Annotated in this window: 14 protein-coding genes, 1 tRNA gene, 2 rRNA genes and 1 pseudogene; 3 read left to right on the top strand and 15 right to left on the bottom strand. The window is 43.5% G+C overall.

Annotation, left to right across the window (positions count from 1 at the left end; translation table 11 throughout):
- Positions 1 to 3 precede the first annotated feature (3 nt).
- The 7 genes from ispF to cysG form a co-directional block, all read right to left on the bottom strand.
- The gene (ispF, locus tag AAC155_RS21425) at positions 4 to 477 is read right to left on the bottom strand and encodes a 2-C-methyl-D-erythritol 2,4-cyclodiphosphate synthase (RefSeq protein WP_011145090.1); all 474 of its coding nucleotides are present in this window, start codon (positions 475 to 477) and stop codon (positions 4 to 6) included.
- Between the two features lie 13 nt (positions 478 to 490).
- Positions 491 to 1,222, bottom strand: coding sequence for a 2-C-methyl-D-erythritol 4-phosphate cytidylyltransferase (gene ispD / locus AAC155_RS21420; protein WP_113044072.1), 732 nt, complete (start codon positions 1,220 to 1,222; stop codon positions 491 to 493).
- A 5-nt stretch (positions 1,223 to 1,227) separates the two neighbouring features.
- The gene (gene ftsB / locus AAC155_RS21415; protein WP_065390098.1) at positions 1,228 to 1,548 is read right to left on the bottom strand and encodes a cell division protein FtsB; all 321 of its coding nucleotides are present in this window, start codon (positions 1,546 to 1,548) and stop codon (positions 1,228 to 1,230) included.
- A 146-nt stretch (positions 1,549 to 1,694) separates the two neighbouring features.
- On the bottom strand, positions 1,695 to 2,327 hold the full coding sequence (cysC, locus tag AAC155_RS21410; RefSeq protein ID WP_113044071.1) for an adenylyl-sulfate kinase: 633 nt from the start codon (positions 2,325 to 2,327) through the stop codon (positions 1,695 to 1,697).
- 1 nt (position 2,328) lies between these two features.
- Positions 2,329 to 3,771 carry a sulfate adenylyltransferase subunit CysN gene (gene cysN / locus AAC155_RS21405; RefSeq protein WP_113044070.1) on the bottom strand — a complete coding sequence of 481 codons (1,443 nt, stop codon included), beginning with the start codon at positions 3,769 to 3,771 and terminating at the stop codon, positions 2,329 to 2,331.
- 11 nt (positions 3,772 to 3,782) lie between these two features.
- Positions 3,783 to 4,691: a sulfate adenylyltransferase subunit CysD gene (cysD, locus tag AAC155_RS21400; RefSeq protein ID WP_113044069.1), complete on the bottom strand. Its 909-nt coding sequence runs from the start codon at positions 4,689 to 4,691 to the stop codon at positions 3,783 to 3,785.
- Positions 4,692 to 4,700: 9 nt separating this feature from the next.
- Complete coding sequence (gene cysG, locus AAC155_RS21395) at positions 4,701 to 6,113, bottom strand: siroheme synthase CysG (RefSeq protein ID WP_113044068.1); 1,413 nt, start codon at positions 6,111 to 6,113, stop codon at positions 4,701 to 4,703.
- A 143-nt stretch (positions 6,114 to 6,256) separates the two neighbouring features.
- Here cysG and AAC155_RS21390 point away from each other — a divergent pair.
- A pseudogene (locus AAC155_RS21390) lies at positions 6,257 to 6,376 on the top strand (toxin-antitoxin system HicB family antitoxin); the annotation flags it as partial.
- Between the two features lie 117 nt (positions 6,377 to 6,493).
- Here the strand turns inward: AAC155_RS21390 and AAC155_RS21385 are convergent.
- From AAC155_RS21385 to cysJ, 3 genes are read right to left on the bottom strand one after another with little or no spacing between them, the layout of a single operon-like run.
- Complete coding sequence (locus tag AAC155_RS21385; RefSeq protein WP_113044067.1) at positions 6,494 to 7,228, bottom strand: phosphoadenylyl-sulfate reductase; 735 nt, start codon at positions 7,226 to 7,228, stop codon at positions 6,494 to 6,496.
- Positions 7,225 to 8,955, bottom strand: coding sequence for an assimilatory sulfite reductase (NADPH) hemoprotein subunit (gene cysI / locus AAC155_RS21380; RefSeq protein WP_113044066.1), 1,731 nt, complete (start codon positions 8,953 to 8,955; stop codon positions 7,225 to 7,227). Before cysI ends, AAC155_RS21385 begins: the two co-directional genes overlap by 4 nt.
- On the bottom strand, positions 8,955 to 10,757 hold the full coding sequence (gene cysJ / locus AAC155_RS21375; RefSeq protein WP_113044065.1) for an NADPH-dependent assimilatory sulfite reductase flavoprotein subunit: 1,803 nt from the start codon (positions 10,755 to 10,757) through the stop codon (positions 8,955 to 8,957). Before cysJ ends, cysI begins: the two co-directional genes overlap by 1 nt.
- A gap of 266 nt (positions 10,758 to 11,023) precedes the next feature.
- Here cysJ and queD point away from each other — a divergent pair, with 266 nt between their 5' ends.
- Entirely contained in the window at positions 11,024 to 11,386 is a 363-nt protein-coding gene (gene queD / locus AAC155_RS21370) for a 6-carboxytetrahydropterin synthase QueD (protein ID WP_113044064.1), read from the top strand.
- 44 nt (positions 11,387 to 11,430) lie between these two features.
- On the opposite strand, the gene queE is transcribed toward queD, so the two are convergent.
- Positions 11,431 to 12,102 (bottom strand): 7-carboxy-7-deazaguanine synthase QueE, encoded by a 672-nt coding sequence (gene queE / locus AAC155_RS21365; protein ID WP_113044090.1) that lies wholly within the window; start codon positions 12,100 to 12,102, stop codon positions 11,431 to 11,433.
- Between the two features lie 170 nt (positions 12,103 to 12,272).
- On the opposite strand from queE, the gene AAC155_RS21360 reads away from it, so the two are divergent.
- Positions 12,273 to 13,658 (top strand): amino acid permease, encoded by a 1,386-nt coding sequence (locus AAC155_RS21360; RefSeq protein WP_113044063.1) that lies wholly within the window; start codon positions 12,273 to 12,275, stop codon positions 13,656 to 13,658.
- 295 nt (positions 13,659 to 13,953) lie between these two features.
- Here AAC155_RS21360 and AAC155_RS21355 read toward each other — a convergent pair whose 3' ends face one another.
- The 4 genes from AAC155_RS21355 to AAC155_RS21340 form a co-directional block, all read right to left on the bottom strand.
- Entirely contained in the window at positions 13,954 to 14,736 is a 783-nt protein-coding gene (locus tag AAC155_RS21355; protein WP_112879886.1) for an endonuclease/exonuclease/phosphatase family protein, read from the bottom strand.
- 138 nt (positions 14,737 to 14,874) lie between these two features.
- A tRNA-Asp gene (locus AAC155_RS21350) sits at positions 14,875 to 14,951 on the bottom strand.
- A 203-nt stretch (positions 14,952 to 15,154) separates the two neighbouring features.
- Positions 15,155 to 15,270 (bottom strand): 5S ribosomal RNA (rrf, locus tag AAC155_RS21345).
- A 122-nt stretch (positions 15,271 to 15,392) separates the two neighbouring features.
- A 23S ribosomal RNA gene (locus AAC155_RS21340) occupies positions 15,393 to 15,560 on the bottom strand; the annotation flags it as partial.

Genomic DNA, 15,560 nt, shown 5'->3' with positions numbered 1-15,560 from the left:
CAATTATTCCTTAACCAGCAAAGCAACCGCTTCGCAAGCAATACCTTCTTTACGCCCAACAAATCCCAATTTTTCGGTGGTTGTGGCTTTAACATTAATATCATCAATGTGACATTGCAGATCTTCTGCCAGATTGACTCTCATTTGTGGAATATGCGGCAACATTTTGGGTGCTTGAGCGATAATCGTAATATCCAGATTGCCAATCCGATACCCCTTTTCTCTGATACGTGAATAGGCTTCGCGCAATAATTTACGGCTATCCACCCCTTTAAACGCCGGATCAGTGTCTGGGAATAATTTCCCGATATCGCCCAATGCCGCAGCACCTAACAAAGCATCCGTTGCTGCATGGAGAGCAACATCACCATCGGAATGCGCTAACAACCCTTGTTCATAAGGAATACGAACACCACCGATAATAATCGGTCCTTCACCACCAAATTTATGTACATCGAAACCGTGTCCGATCCTCATGATGTCTGTTCCTTTATTTTCTAGACAGATAAAATTCTGCCAATGCCAAATCCTCAGGACGCGTGACTTTTATATTGTCCGAACGCCCGTTAACCAACACCGGTTGATAACCACAATATTCCAGTGCGGAAGCTTCATCTGTAATATTAGCGTGTTGAGAAAGTGCTTTTGATAAACAATCCCTTAGTAACATCAACGGAAAAAACTGCGGTGTCAGTGCATGCCAGAGACCTTGCCGTTCTACTGTATGGTCAATAATCTGACCAACCCGTCCGCGTTTCATCGTATCGCGGACCGGCGATGCCAGAATACCACCGCATGCCATATTTCCCTGTTCATCGGCTTCTGCTAATTGTAACAAACGGTCAAGATCGTCATGGTGTAAACAAGGGCGGGCCGCATCATGCACTAAAACCCAGCAATGATCATTGCCAGTCAAATGAACCAGATGATTTAAACCAGCCAGCACAGAATCTGCTCGCTGTTCACCACCAGTTACCGTAGTAATGCGCGAATCTGATGCAACCTCAAGGGATTGAAACTGTGTGTCCGCGGGATTTAAAACAATCACAACATGCTGAATACGGGGATGAGCAAGTAATGCAGCCAAGGTGTGCTCAATAATAGTCTTTCCAGCAATAGACAGGTATTGCTTTGGGCAATCCGAATTCATTCGGCTACCAATACCCGCTGCTGGTACCAAAGCAATAATATCAGCACAGGAACGAAGTAATAGATTGTTCATTTTAATTATTGAGTATTATTTGGAGTCGAGGGACGCGAAGTGTTTTCTTTAGATTTATCAACGATTAAACGATAGAAAGTTTCACCCGGTTTGATCATACCCAATTCACTACGGGATCGCTCTTCGATAGCTTCTTGTCCACCCGTAAGATCATCAATTTCCGCCGATAACTGATCGTTACGCGCTTTAAGTTTGCTGTTATTACGCTCTTGCATCGCAACATCATTCTTAACCCGCACATAATCATGAATGCCGTTTTTACCAAGCCACAGTGAATACTGTAGCCATCCAAGTAAAACCAGCAATAGTAGCGTCAGTTTACCCATTTCCGCCCCCTAAAATATCTGTCAATCATCCCATAACTCAAAGAATGACGCCACTATCACAAAACAGGGTATGAGAAAAATAGTTGAATGCAGCTATTTTACACAAGCACATCACTGAAAACGCAATAATGTGCTTTTTGTTGACGTTATCCGTGATGAATCATTGAGCGTATAATGCCGCTCTTTTCCAATTCCACCAGCAACTGGGCCACGGAGATTTCAACGGATTGCTGGCCTGGAAGATAAATTTCCGGGTTATCGGGAACCTCATAGACTGAATCAATCCCCGTGAAATGACGAATTTCACCGGCACGGGCTTTTTTGTACAATCCTTTCGGATCACGGGATTCACAAATTTCCAGTGGTGTATCGACAAAAACTTCAATAAATTTCCCCGGTTCCAACAGTTCACGAACCTTTTTCCGCTCTGCTTTATGAGGGGAGATAAAAGCCGTCAGCACGACTAAACCCGCATCGACCATTAAACTGGCAACTTCACCCACACGGCGGATATTTTCCTGCCTATCCTGTTCAGAGAAACCCAAATCACTACAAAGGCCATGACGCAAGTTATCACCATCAAGCAAATACGTTTTTATTCCCCGTTGAAACAGGGCCTGCTCTAAAGCCCCGGCCACAGTGGATTTCCCTGAACCCGATAAACCAGTGAACCAAATAACCAATGCAGGATGCCCATTTTCAATCTCCCGCTGCGCTCTGGTCAGTTGATGTGGATGCCAGACAATATTTTCTGATGGCAAATTTTCAATGTCTGCCACTTTATTTACCTCCCAGTAAATCTCTGGCTCCCCAATGAGGGAAATGACGACGAATCAACCGATTCAATTCCAGTTCAAATTCGCTGAATTCTTTTGGCCCTTCATAAACATCTGTCTGAATTTCACGTACCAACCCCGCACCAACAGTGACATTAGTCAGTCGATCAATCAAAATAATGCCGCCAGTGTCGCTATTTTGCTGATAGCTATCGAGCATTAATGGTTCTTCAAAAGAAAATTCCACCGATCCAATGGCATTTAATGGTAAATCAACAGTCACCCGCTGTGTCAGGTGAGTAATATCCACTTGATATTGAATGTTCTCAACTTTCCCACGACTCTTTTTACCCGCCACTTTGATATCAAGGTTCTGCCCCTGCACCAAAGGCTGTTCAGACATCCATACCACATCCACCAGCGCATGCCGGGTAACCATCATCTCATCATCGGCAGAAATCAGGAGATCACCTCGGCTGATATCAATTTCGTCTTTCAGCACCACCGTAATGGTTTCACCCGGAACAGCAAAATTCAAATCACCATTAAAAGTCACTATCCGCTCCACCTGAGAGCAGATACCGGATGGCATGATTTTAACTTTCTGCCCTTTACGTAAAATCCCAGACGAAAGTGTGCCACTGTAACCACGAAAATCGAGATCAGGCCGGCTAACATACTGTACCGGGAAGCGCAGTAACTGCTTCGAGGCTTCCTTTTTTACATCAACTGCTTCAAGGATATCCAACAACGTTGGTCCTTCATACCAATCCATATTACGACTTCTAGTGACAATATTATCGCCATCAAGTGCAGAGATTGGGACAAAATGAACGTCCAAATCTATCGGCAATTGGGCAGCGAAATTCATATAATTCTGTTTGATCTGATCAAAAACTTCCTGACGATATTCCATCAAATCCATTTTATTCACCGCTACCACCAAATGGCGAATACCTAGCAATGTACTGATAAAACTGTGACGACGGGTCTGCTCCTGAACACCTTTACGCGCATCAATCAACAGAATAGAGAGATCACAGGTCGATGCACCCGTTGCCATATTACGGGTGTACTGCTCATGTCCCGGTGTATCAGCAATGATAAATTTGCGTTTTTCTGTTGAAAAATAACGATAAGCCACATCAATGGTGATACCCTGTTCGCGCTCTGCGGCAAGACCATCCACCAATAAAGCCAGATCTAATTTTTCACCCTGAGTACCGATACGTTTACTGTCATTCTGCAATACTGAAAGCTGATCTTCGTAGATCTGACGGGTATCATGTAACAAGCGTCCAATCAGAGTACTTTTGCCATCATCCACGCTGCCACATGTCAGGAAACGCAGTAATCCTTTCTCTTGTTGAGCGTGCAGATAAGCTTCTACGCCGCCCTGTTGTTTAATTTGATGAGCAATAGTTTCATTCTGTGCAAGTGCTGACATGGTTGTTCTCCTTAGAAATAACCTTGACGTTTTTTCAGTTCCATAGAAGCAGATTGATCACTATCAATCAGCCGCCCTTGCCGTTCACTTGTCGTCGATATCAGCATCTCTTCAATAATTTCCGGCAATGTTTCAGCATCAGATTTCACTGCTCCCGTCAGCGGCCAACAACCAAGAGTACGGAAACGAACTTTGCGCTGGCTGATAACCTCACCAGGTTTCAGATCGATCCGATTGTCATCAACCATAATCAGCGTACCCTCACGCTCCAATACCGGGCGTAATTTGGCAAAATAAAGAGGAACAATATCAATTTGCTCCAAATAGATGTATTGCCAAACATCCAGTTCAGTCCAGTTAGACAATGGGAATACGCGAATACTTTCACCTTTGTTGATCTGGCCGTTGTAATTACGCCACAATTCAGGACGCTGGTTTTTAGGGTCCCAACGATGTGAACGATCACGGAAGGAATAGATCCTCTCTTTGGCACGTGATTTCTCTTCATCACGACGAGCACCGCCGAAAGCGGCATCAAAACCATATTTATCCAGCGCCTGCTTTAACCCTTCGGTTTTCATGATGTCAGTATGTTTGGCACTACCATGCACAAATGGATTGATTCCCATTGCTTCCCCTTGCGGGTTGCGATACACCAATAGTTCAAAGCCGTAATTCTTAGCAGTACGATCACGAAACTCATACATTTCACGAAATTTCCAGCCCGTATCCACGTGCAGAAAAGGAAACGGCAATGTTCCCGGATAGAACGCCTTGCGTGCAAGATGAAGCATGACCGAAGAATCTTTACCGATAGAGTAAAGCATCACTGGGTTTTCAAACTCGGCGGCCACTTCCCGTATAATATGAATACTTTCAGCTTCAAGTTGCTGCAAGTGTGTCAATCTTTTCTCATCCATTACAACTCCTTATGCAAAATCGACTACTGCCGGACGGCTTATCTTGGCAATAGACTGCTGCCCAAACCAAGCTATCTGATGGTGGAGTTGAGCCACCTCTCCCACCACCAGTAAGGCCGGCGACGGTGCCCTCTGTGCTAACTGTTCCAGTTCAAGCAAAGTGCCGGTTAACACTTGCTGCTCTAGACGAGTACCACCACCAATGACGGCTACTGGTGTCTCTTTCGCTCGCCCATGTAAAATTAATTGATGACTTATCAAGGCTGCCTTTACCGTCCCCATATAAATCACCAGAGTCTGATTGCCTCTGGCTAAAGCTGGCCAATCCAACTCATTACCCTTTTCTCGACAATGACCAGTAATAAAAGTGATACTCTGTGAATGTTCCCGATGAGTTAGCGGAATTCCTGCATAAGCCGCCGCCCCGATGGCGGCGGTAATGCCCGGTACAACCTGAAAAGGGATACCTGCCGATGCTGCAACTTGTAGTTCTTCACCGCCACGGCCAAAAATAAAGGGATCACCGCCTTTAAGACGAACCACTTTTTTCCCCTGTCCGGCAAATTTCACAATCAATCGGTTAGTTTCCTCTTGAGAAACAGAGTGATTACCCGCTCTTTTGCCAACGCAAATTTTATCTGCATCACGGCGAACCAGATCCAGTACATCACTGCTCACCAAATGATCATAAAGCACTACATCTGCCTGCTGAATAACCTGTAACCCCTTTAACGTCAGCAATCCCGGATCACCAGGACCAGCCCCAACCAAAGCCAGTTCTCCCTGCGAATCAGACTGTTCTAGTTGTTGCTCAAGCTGTTTTTCCGCCTGTTGGATCTGACCGTTTGCAACCAACATAGCGAAACGACCATTGAAAGCCTGTTCCCAAAAAGAACGACGCTGGCGCATGGAAGTTAATCGCTGTTTTACTCGATCACGCCAATTCCCGGCGATGTTTGCCATCATGCCAAGGCTGGAAGGCAGTAACGCTTCCAATTTCTCGCGGATTAAACGCGCCAATACTGGCGCTTTTCCCGCCGATGAAATCGCCACCAAAACCGGAGAGCGGTCAATAATTGATGGAAAAATAAATGAGCAATGAGCTTGATCATCAACCACATTGACCAAAACACTGCGCCTATTCGCCTCAGCAAAAACCCGATGATTCAGAATATAATCATCAGTCGCAGCAATGACCAAAAAGATGCCATCAAGATATTCAGGCTGGAATTCTTCCTTATACCATTCCAACTCACCAGCTTGATAACGCTGTTGTAATTCAGAGCACAATTCAGGCGCTACAACTTGTAATAATGCACCTGCCCGTAGTAGTAGAGTCGCCTTACGTGCGGCCACTTCTCCACCACCGACAAGCAATACAAGCCGCCCTTTTAGCTCAACAAATATCGGTAAGTAATCCACGATTGCCCTTGATATCCAGTGAAATATTTATAAGTACTGAAACTGTTTCGAATGAATATATGAGTCGGCGGTAAAGTTATAAAATGACAAAAAGGAATTAATTGTTCTGTAATGGAATATAGCCAACCTCTCTAGAACAGGGCTATACTCCGCGCTACCCCGAATCATTTGGGGAGCGATTACATTGTGCAGCAGCCGAGCATCAGATTTCGGTGATCGCGTTCATCATTGAAACTTTAAATGAACGAATAAAACATACATAAAAATCCACTGCAAAAAAGACTAAATTGTTTTTCAGACTATATTATATTAATCATCACCCTCGCCCCAAAGCAAAGCGAGGGCTTTATTATCAATCCCATTCAGTAAATACCGGATTTTTAATTCTCATGTAACCCACATTCTCGCTTCAAGCCAAAAAAACGGGTTTGTTCTTCACTCATGCCCGGTTCCCATTTTTGGGTTGTATGGATGTCACCAACAGAGAGATAACCTTGTTCCCATAATGGATGATATTCCAAGCCATGCTTTGTCAGATATTGATGCACACGCCGGTTATCCCAGTCGATAATCGGCAAAATCTTAAATACTCCCCGCTGTACAGCCAGAACCGGTAATTTTGATCGACTTTCAGATTGCTGACGGCGTAAACCAGCAAACCAACTTTGTGCTCTCAGATTTTTCAAAGCTCGATTCATTGGTTCAACCTTATTAATCTGATTGTAACGCTCTATTCCCTCTACGCCTTGTTCCCACAATTTCCCATAACGAGCCTCTTGCCAAGCCGGAGAATACTCAGCACTGAATACTTGCAAATTCAGTTTCAACTGCGTTGTGAGTTTATCTATGAATTGATAAGTTTCAGGGAATAGATAACCCGTATCAGTAAGAATGACCGGAATATCAGGATATTCTTGTGTCACTAAATGAAGACATACCGCCGCTTGAATACCAAAACTGGAGGAAAGAACAAACTCCCCTGGCAAATTTTCCAATACCCAGTTTACCCTCTGGTGAGCATCCATCATTTCAAGCCGAAGATTAATCTCAGCCAATGATTGCTCTTGCTGTTCAGCAGTCATACTAACAAATTGAGACAAGCTGAATTGGCTCATACCGCCTCCTGCCAATCGTAAAAATCGCGGGCTGAATCCAGTACCGGTTTGATAATATCCGTGCGGATCAGGAAATCACCAAAACCTTCATTTGGCTGCCGACCTATCGCCCAACGCCCAATAAGTTCATCCATGATGGATAAGATCTCTTGTGAGCTGATATTTTCTTTATACATGCGTGGAATACGGGTACCAATCCGATTACCACCAAGATGAAGGTTATAACGATCAAGCGCTTTGCCGACTAGCCCTACCTCCGCCAACATCGCTCTACCACAACCATTCGGACAACCCGTCACCCGCAAAACAATATGTTCATCACCAATACCGTGTTTATTCATCAATTGTTCAACATGAGTGACAAACTCCGGTAAAAAACGTTCAGCCTCAGCCATTGCCAATGGGCACGTTGGGAAAGAGACACAAGCCATTGAATTTTCACGCTGAACTGTGGTTTTATCGTCAATCAATCCATGCTGACGGGCGATGGTTTCAATGCGTTGTTTCTCACTTTCAGGAATACCAGCAATGATTAAGTTCTGGTTGGCCGTCAGGCGAAAATCCCCTTTATGTATTTTTGCAATTTCAGCAACACCGCTTTTCAGCGGCTTGCCGGGGTAGTCCAAAAGGCGACCATTCTCGATAAACAGCGTCAAATGCCATTTATCATCGATGCCTTTCAGCCAGCCAATTTGATCACCTCGACCAGTAAATTCATAAGGTCGGATTGCCTCAAATTTCACGCCAGCGCGTCTCTCTACCTCTTCTTTAAAAGTATCAACTCCAACCCGCTCCAACGTATATTTGGTTTTGGCATTTTTACGCTCAGTCCGGTTACCCCAATCACGCTGAGTTGTCACCACAGCTTCCGCAATTGCCAGCGTATGTACCAGCGGGATATAACCAAACTCACTCGCCATACTTGGATAGGTATTTTTATCACCGTGAGTCATCGCTAACCCCCCCCCCACCAACACGTTAAAACCAACCAGCTTGCTACCTTCTGCAATGGCAATAAAATTCAGATCGTTGGCATGCAGATCAACATCATTCTGTGGAGGAATAACTACCGTGGTTTTGAATTTACGCGGCAAATAAGTCGGTCCAAGAATCGGCTCTTCATCGGTCGTTGCGACTTTTTCTTTATCCAACCAGAGTTCAGCATAAGCACGGGTACGTGGCAGTAAATGTTCTGAGATTTTCTTCGCCCATTCGTAAGCTTGCTGATGTAGCTCTGATTGAATAGGATTCGAGGTACAAAGCACATTGCGGTTAACGTCATTCGCCGTCGCGAGCGAATCCAGTCCAACTTGATTCAGCAATTGATGCGCAAGTTTTACATTCCCTTTTAGAATGCCATGAAATTGAAATGTCTGGCGGTTAGTCAACCGGATACTGCCATAAAGGGTATTCTCTTCAGCAAACTTATCAATGCCCAACCATTGTTGTGGCGTAATCACGCCACCCGGCAAACGACAGCGCAACATCATTGCATGACGTGGCTCCAGTTTTTGCTCTGTGCGTTCAGCACGGATATCACGATCATCCTGCTGATACATGCCATGAAAACGAATCAACAGGAAATTGTCCCCTTCAAAACCTCCCGTCAAGCCATTAGTTAAATCTTCGCTGATCGTACCTCGCAGGAAATTACTCTCCTGCTTCATACGCTCACTGTCAGCCAGTTTACCTTCGACAATCAAAGGACCATGTTGTTTATCGTTCATTAGTACACATCCCTCTGATAACGGCGCTCAAGACGCAGTTCACTTAAAAATTCATCTGCCTGTTCGGTATCCATGCCACCATGCTCAGCAATAATATCCAACAACGCATGTTCCACATCTTTCGCCATGCGGTTTGCATCACCACACACGTACAGATGTGCCCCTTCCTCTATCCAACACCACACTTCTTCACCTTGCTCACGCAGCTTGTCCTGAACATAAACTTTATGCCGCTGATCACGGGACCATGCCAGATCAATGCGGGTCAACAAGCCATCTTTGACATAACGCTGCCACTCCACTTGATAGAGAAAATCCTCCGTAAAATGTGGATTACCAAAGAACAGCCAATTTTTCCCTTCCGCGCCATCGGCCTCTCTTTGCTGCATAAACGCCCGAAATGGCGCAATTCCGGTTCCCGGCCCAATCATGATGACAGGCGTGCGTGGATCAGCAGGCAAACGAAAATTATCGTTATGCTCAATAAAAATACGAATATCGCCATTTTCCTGTAAGCGATCCGCTAGATAGCCGGATGCGCCGCCGGTGCGGACCCGGCCGTTAATTTCATAACGAACCATGCCAACTGTAAGATGAACTTCATTCTCCACTTCTGCCTGAGAAGAAGAAATTGAATAGAGTCTTGGTGTCAAAGGCCGTAGTAAATCAATAAATTGCTGTGCCTCTGGTTGAGAAGCCGCTTCTCTTATCATATCGGCAATCGGTTTGTTGTGAGCGTATTGCTGTAATGCTTGTTTATCAGCAATCAAAGAAAATAATTTTTCATCTTTCGCGAGAACGGCGTATTTTTCCACAATCACACTGGTATTTTGGGTTAGCTCAACGTGTCTGATCAGCGCTTCTCTTAATGACAATTTCTGACCATTAACCTCAACTTGTTCTGTTCCCTGCAACCAGAGCAAATTCAACACTTCATCCACCAGCTCCGGATCATTTTCAAACCAAACACCCAAAGCATCACCTGGCTGATAACGCAAACCTGAATCACCCAGATCAATTTCAATATGGCGAACATCTTTATCAGAACCACGACCCGTTATTTTCTGACGAGTAGCTAAAGCCGCAGTTAATGGTGCCTGTTTAGTATAAGAAGTTGAAAAAATTTCATTTACCGATCTGTTCTGTGCAGAAGTAGTCACAGTTCCTGTCGCAGCCGGAATACGCTGTTTCAAGATCCCAGTTAATTGTTTACGCCACTGAGCCGCAACTTGTTGATATTCCACATCAGCATCCACACGTTCCAGAAGCCGTTGAGCACCTAATTCATTCAGACGATTATCGAAATCTTTTCCAGCCTGGCAGAAACGCTCATAAGAGGTATCACCCAGACCAAAAACCGCAAATACCGTACCATTCAATTTTGGTGCCTTTTTAGAATAGAGATATTTATACAATGCAACTGCTTCCTCAGCAGGTTCTCCTTCACCTTGAGTAGAAGCAATAATTATCAGTATCTTTTCTTGAGCAATTTGTTTGAATTTATAATCACCAGCGTTGAATAGATTGACATTGAGTTTCTGTGCCAACAAATCCTCACGGAGCTGCTCAGCTAAACGACGAGCATTACCGGTTTGTGAAGCTGAAATTAATGTAATCGTCTCCTGTGCCGGAACCGCCGGAGCCACAGCCTGAACCTGTGGTTGTTGATTTACCATTCCCCAAAAATAACCAGACAGCCAGGCTAATTGAGTTGGTGAAAAATCCCCAATTGCCGATTGCAAACGCACTAGCTGTTCAGGTGAAACCGGAAGAAGTGAAATTGAAGGTGGTTTTATGCTCATGTCCTGTGCTGCCCTTTACGATTACTAATGTCCGTTATTTTTAGTAGAGAAAATAAATAGGGATGGTTTGTAAGGTTATCTCAGCGACTTGTTACTATTTAAAGAAACTATCGCAATATCAAATAACCAAAACGCCTAACCATATTTACAGATTTAATATATCTATAAAACAGTTAATAAGAGCAATGGCAAAAAAATGAAAAAACCAGGTTTAATTCAGAAGATAGGGTAGAATAGCGGGTTTTTTGAAGTCAGGGAGAACCACTATGAGCACAACGATTTTTAAAGATTTTCAGTTTGAAGCCGCCCACCGTCTGCCACATGTCCCAGAAGGCCATAAATGCGGTCGTCTGCATGGACACTCATTTATAGTACGACTGGAAATGACCGGGGAGGTCAATCCTCATAGTGGCTGGATTATGGACTTTGCCGATTTAAAAGCCCTATTCAAGCCTATTTTGGAGCAGCTAGATCACCATTACCTGAACGATATCCCTGGACTGGAAAATCCAACCAGCGAAGTATTGGCAACCTGGATTTGGCATAAAGTTAAACCAATAGTTCCACAACTCAGTGCCGTTATGGTGAAAGAAACCTGTAATGCGGGATGTATTTTCCGCGGCAAATAAAACAACTTACTGCACTAGGAAACCTCCAGTGCAGTAAGCTTTTCTCAGGCAATATTCAAATATTTATGTGTTTGCATAGACAACCGCCAATTACGGGCAATACAGGTTTCAATACATAAACGGGTAGCATCTTCTTTCTGGCTAATCGGTTGCAGTGCAATAATGCGTGATGAGTTGCCATCTAATGTCGCCAATAACTCATCCAATGCTTCAATATCTCTTTCCCTCGCAACCGGATATTTTATTTCATTAGCCCTTTGTAAAGCTTGCTGCAATACCTGATAACCACCACGCATATTAACTTTTGGTGAAACCGTCACCCAAGTAGCAACAGAACATTTAACATGATACGTTCCACTAGTTTCTATCTGGCATTGGTAGCCAAGGCTTTCTAACTCTTCGGTCAGAGGAATAAGATCATAAAGACAAGGCTCACCACCAGTGATAACAACGTGACGTGCGGTATATTTCTGTTGAACAAACAGCGCCGCAATTTGCTTAGGCGATGCTTCACTCCATTCATTGCTTTCACTCGTCTTCAGCAAAATTGTTTCCAGTGTCCGTTGCTTTTCCGCTTTTTTCTCCCAAGTGTGTTTAGTATCACACCAGCTACAACCAACCGGACACCCTTGTAGACGAATAAAAATTGCCGGGACTCCGGTAAAAAAACCTTCTCCCTGCAATGTCTGGAATATTTCGTTAATCGGGTAAAACATAAAAATCTCTGGTTTCATTAGGCAAGGGCGCATTATTGCAGATATCTATCCCTCGAACATCAATCTTTATGATAAGGTACGGGGTTTGCTTCGCTTAGCTAACATGCGACTTGTCGAGGCATTGTGTGCTTAAAATATATCTAGCACTGAGAAAGTGACAGGAATAAATAATGCAGAATAATGAAACTCAGCTGAAACGGGGTCTAACCGGGCGGCACATCCGCTTTATGGCATTAGGCTCCGCAATAGGCACAGGGCTATTCTATGGCTCCGCAGCGGCTATTCAGCAAGCTGGTCCCGCCGTATTACTCGCCTATTTAATCGGCGGTGCTGCCGTATTTATGGTGATGCGTGCATTAGGTGAAATGGCTGTTCACCATCCAGTAGCCGGTTCTTTTTCACACTATGCCAGCCATTACCTCGGACCTTTAGCCGGATTTCTAACCGGATGGAATTATATATTCGAAATGTTGATCGTCTGCCTGGCTGACGTTACTGCATTTGGTTTTTATATGAAGCTCTGGTTCCCTCATGTGGAACAGTGGATCTGGGTACTAAGCATTATCTGCTTTATTGGCGCAATTAATCTTTGTCATGTGAAGATTTTCGGTGAAATGGAATTCTGGCTTTCTATTGTGAAAGTCACCGCAATTATCGCTATGATTATCGGTGGCATGGTCATCATGGTTTATGGATTCGGCCAAGAAACAGATCATGCAACCGGTATTGCCAGTTTGTGGGAATATGGCGGTTTTATGCCTAATGGCATCAGTGGCGTGATAGCTTCACTCGCTATTGTGATGTTTGCTTTTGGCGGTATTGAAGTCATTGGTATTACTGCCAGTGAGGCAAAAAACCCTGAGAAAACGATTCCAAAAGCAATCAATGCTGTCCCTTTCCGTATTCTGCTGTTCTATGTACTGACTCTGTTTATTTTAATGTGTATCTATCCGTGGAATCAGATCGGTCAAGAAGGTAGCCCATTCGTACAGATTTTTTCTAGCTTGGGTATCAATTCTGCTGCTAACATTCTCAATATTGTAGTGATTACTGCCGCAGTTTCAGCAATCAATAGCGATATTTTTGGTGCTGGCCGTATGATGTACGGCATGGCCCAAGAAGGACAAGCGCCTAAATCATTCACCAAGCTGAGCCGTAATGGCGTACCCTGGATGACTGTAATCGTTATGTCAGCGGTTCTATTAATTGGGGTTATACTCAACTATATGATTCCGGAAGAAATTTTCATTATCATTGCCTCTATCGCAACATTTGCTACTGTATGGGTATGGTTAATGATCCTACTTTCTCAGGTTGCTATGCGTCGCAAAATGAGCAAAGAAGAAGCTAAGACCCTGAAATTCCCCGTTCCTATGTGGCCAATAGCACCTGCATTAACCATTATCTTTATGGTATTTGTTATTGTATTACTGGGCTATTTCGAGAAAACCCGCATTGCATTAATTGTGGGAATCACATGGGTAATCTTATTATCAATCACCTATTTCTTTAGCAAAAAGAAAAATATTTCTCAAATCCATCAGATAAACAAATAATTTTCATTCATAAATGCCAGATTAATCTGGCATTTATTTTAATTTATCCAAATGAAATATATTTAATATTTACCTTAATATAATCAAAACATATTAATTAAAATAATTTATATATCATATCAATAGAAATAAATTTTATTTTTAATAATATAAACCCGTCGAAACATATAATAAACAGTTACAACGAAGTAATAATGATATAATATTTTTAAGTCATAAAGTCATGTTTTTTCAATGAATTAAATAAGAATTTAATTCATTGAAAAATAGACGAATATATTCTTATAATAAAGAATTAATAAAAATTCACAACAAGAGGATTATGATCGGAGGCATCAGTGAGTATTACAGTAGCATTAGCTATATTCAACTCTCGGAAAAAAATAAAATCTAAAGGTCTGCCAAACGCGATTGTTCTATAGTCATCAGTAAAAGATACTTCTTCAAGGTGTAAATATCTGGTAAAACGTTTTAAAGCATTTAATCGTTGCTTACTCCATGCATTAAAGTCACCAGCCATAATGACTGGACCATTATGTAAACGAACATGAGCACCAATGTTATTCAACTGGCGGCTATACACATCCACACCAAAACTGAAATTTATCGCATGCACATTAATAACCATTAACTGACGATTATCCTGTAAAAGATAAACAGTGATGAGAGCGGATTTAGATAAACGTAAAAGGGGCTCTTTCTCTCTCAGTGGGCAGCAATAGACAGGATGAGAAGTTGCTAACGTCATTACACCAGAGGGGTGTTGTGGTAATAGAAATGCAGGAACTTGATCAGATATTAGGTAATTTGAGGTAGCAAATTCAACTAAATCAGGGGTTGTCTGCGCTTCTTGTAATAAAATCAACTGGCTTTCGTTAGTCAGCTCTTTCAGAACCTTTCGCCATGAAGGACGCTGCTGTTTATAGATATTCCATACAACAACCCTAAGCTCATTTGTACCAGTGGTCAAAGGAGTACCTACAGGTAATGTATTCCCAAGCTGATGAGTCGACATAGGAAAGACACGTTCAACAGGTTGTCCAGCAACATATCTTATCGCATAGGTTTTTTTTACCACGTAAAAAACCTCTTAAATGCAGAATAACTATAAAAACTATCCGATTCTATCAAATAGAATAAGGTAATTATTGATTTTAATATTCATAAACAGCAAAAAACCCTGAAATTTCTCTCAGGGTTTCTCTACAAATTAAGGTGGCGGTGCGGACGGGGCTCGAACCCGCGACCCCCGGCGTGACAGGCCGGTATTCTAACCAACTGAACTACCGCACCACCGAATTCTCTTTGATTTATATCGCTGCTACGACATAAAACTTTAATATCAAACTTAGCAGCTCATAAACGGCTTTCCTGCCGTTTGCCCTTCGGACCATCGCCACTCGCGACGTTCAAACCCGTTCCAGACGGAGTTTGTCCTACTCTCTGCTACTTTTGCCTCATGTTGCTTTGCTGTCGCAACACAATGCTAAATTAAAGCCTGGCAGTTCCCTACTCTCACATGGGGAGACCCCACACTACCATCGGCGCTACGGCGTTTCACTGCTGAGTTCGGCATGGGGTCAGGTGGGACCGCCGCGCTATCGCCGCCAGGCATATTCGGTTTATTCCAGGCGGCGCGTCTCTTCTTCCGCAACCACCCGGTTCAATCTGTTCAACAAGCTGAAAATTTATCTCTCTACGGCCCTGCCGACACCAAAACACCTTCGGCGTTGTAAGGTTAAGCCTCTCGGTTCATTAGTACTGGTCAGCTCAATGCATCGCTGCGCTTACACACCCAGCCTATCCACGTCTTCGTCTTAAACGTTCCTTCCGTGACCTCAAGTCAAGGGAAGACTCATCTCAAGGCAAGTTTCCCGCTTAGATGCTTTCAGCGGTTATCTC

It is taken from the genome of Photorhabdus sp. HUG-39 (assembly GCF_963878365.1).
Taxonomy (GTDB): domain Bacteria; phylum Pseudomonadota; class Gammaproteobacteria; order Enterobacterales; family Enterobacteriaceae; genus Photorhabdus; species Photorhabdus kayaii.
This window is presented reverse-complemented; position numbering and strand designations above follow the sequence as displayed.

Coding starts and splice junctions, on each gene's coding strand:
- queE (WP_113044090.1), bottom strand. CDS start 12,102: ATGTTTTACCCGATTAACGAAATATTCCAGACATTGCAGGGAGAAGGT.
- cysD (WP_113044069.1), bottom strand. CDS start 4,691: ATGGATGAGAAAAGATTGACACACTTGCAGCAACTTGAAGCTGAAAGT.
- queD (WP_113044064.1), top strand. CDS start 11,024: ATGAGCACAACGATTTTTAAAGATTTTCAGTTTGAAGCCGCCCACCGT.
- cysN (WP_113044070.1), bottom strand. CDS start 3,771: ATGTCAGCACTTGCACAGAATGAAACTATTGCTCATCAAATTAAACAA.
- cysJ (WP_113044065.1), bottom strand. CDS start 10,757: ATGAGCATAAAACCACCTTCAATTTCACTTCTTCCGGTTTCACCTGAA.
- ispF (WP_011145090.1), bottom strand. CDS start 477: ATGAGGATCGGACACGGTTTCGATGTACATAAATTTGGTGGTGAAGGA.
- AAC155_RS21360 (WP_113044063.1), top strand. CDS start 12,273: ATGCAGAATAATGAAACTCAGCTGAAACGGGGTCTAACCGGGCGGCAC.
- ftsB (WP_065390098.1), bottom strand. CDS start 1,548: ATGGGTAAACTGACGCTACTATTGCTGGTTTTACTTGGATGGCTACAG.
- AAC155_RS21385 (WP_113044067.1), bottom strand. CDS start 7,228: ATGAGCCAATTCAGCTTGTCTCAATTTGTTAGTATGACTGCTGAACAG.
- cysI (WP_113044066.1), bottom strand. CDS start 8,955: ATGAACGATAAACAACATGGTCCTTTGATTGTCGAAGGTAAACTGGCT.
- ispD (WP_113044072.1), bottom strand. CDS start 1,222: ATGAACAATCTATTACTTCGTTCCTGTGCTGATATTATTGCTTTGGTA.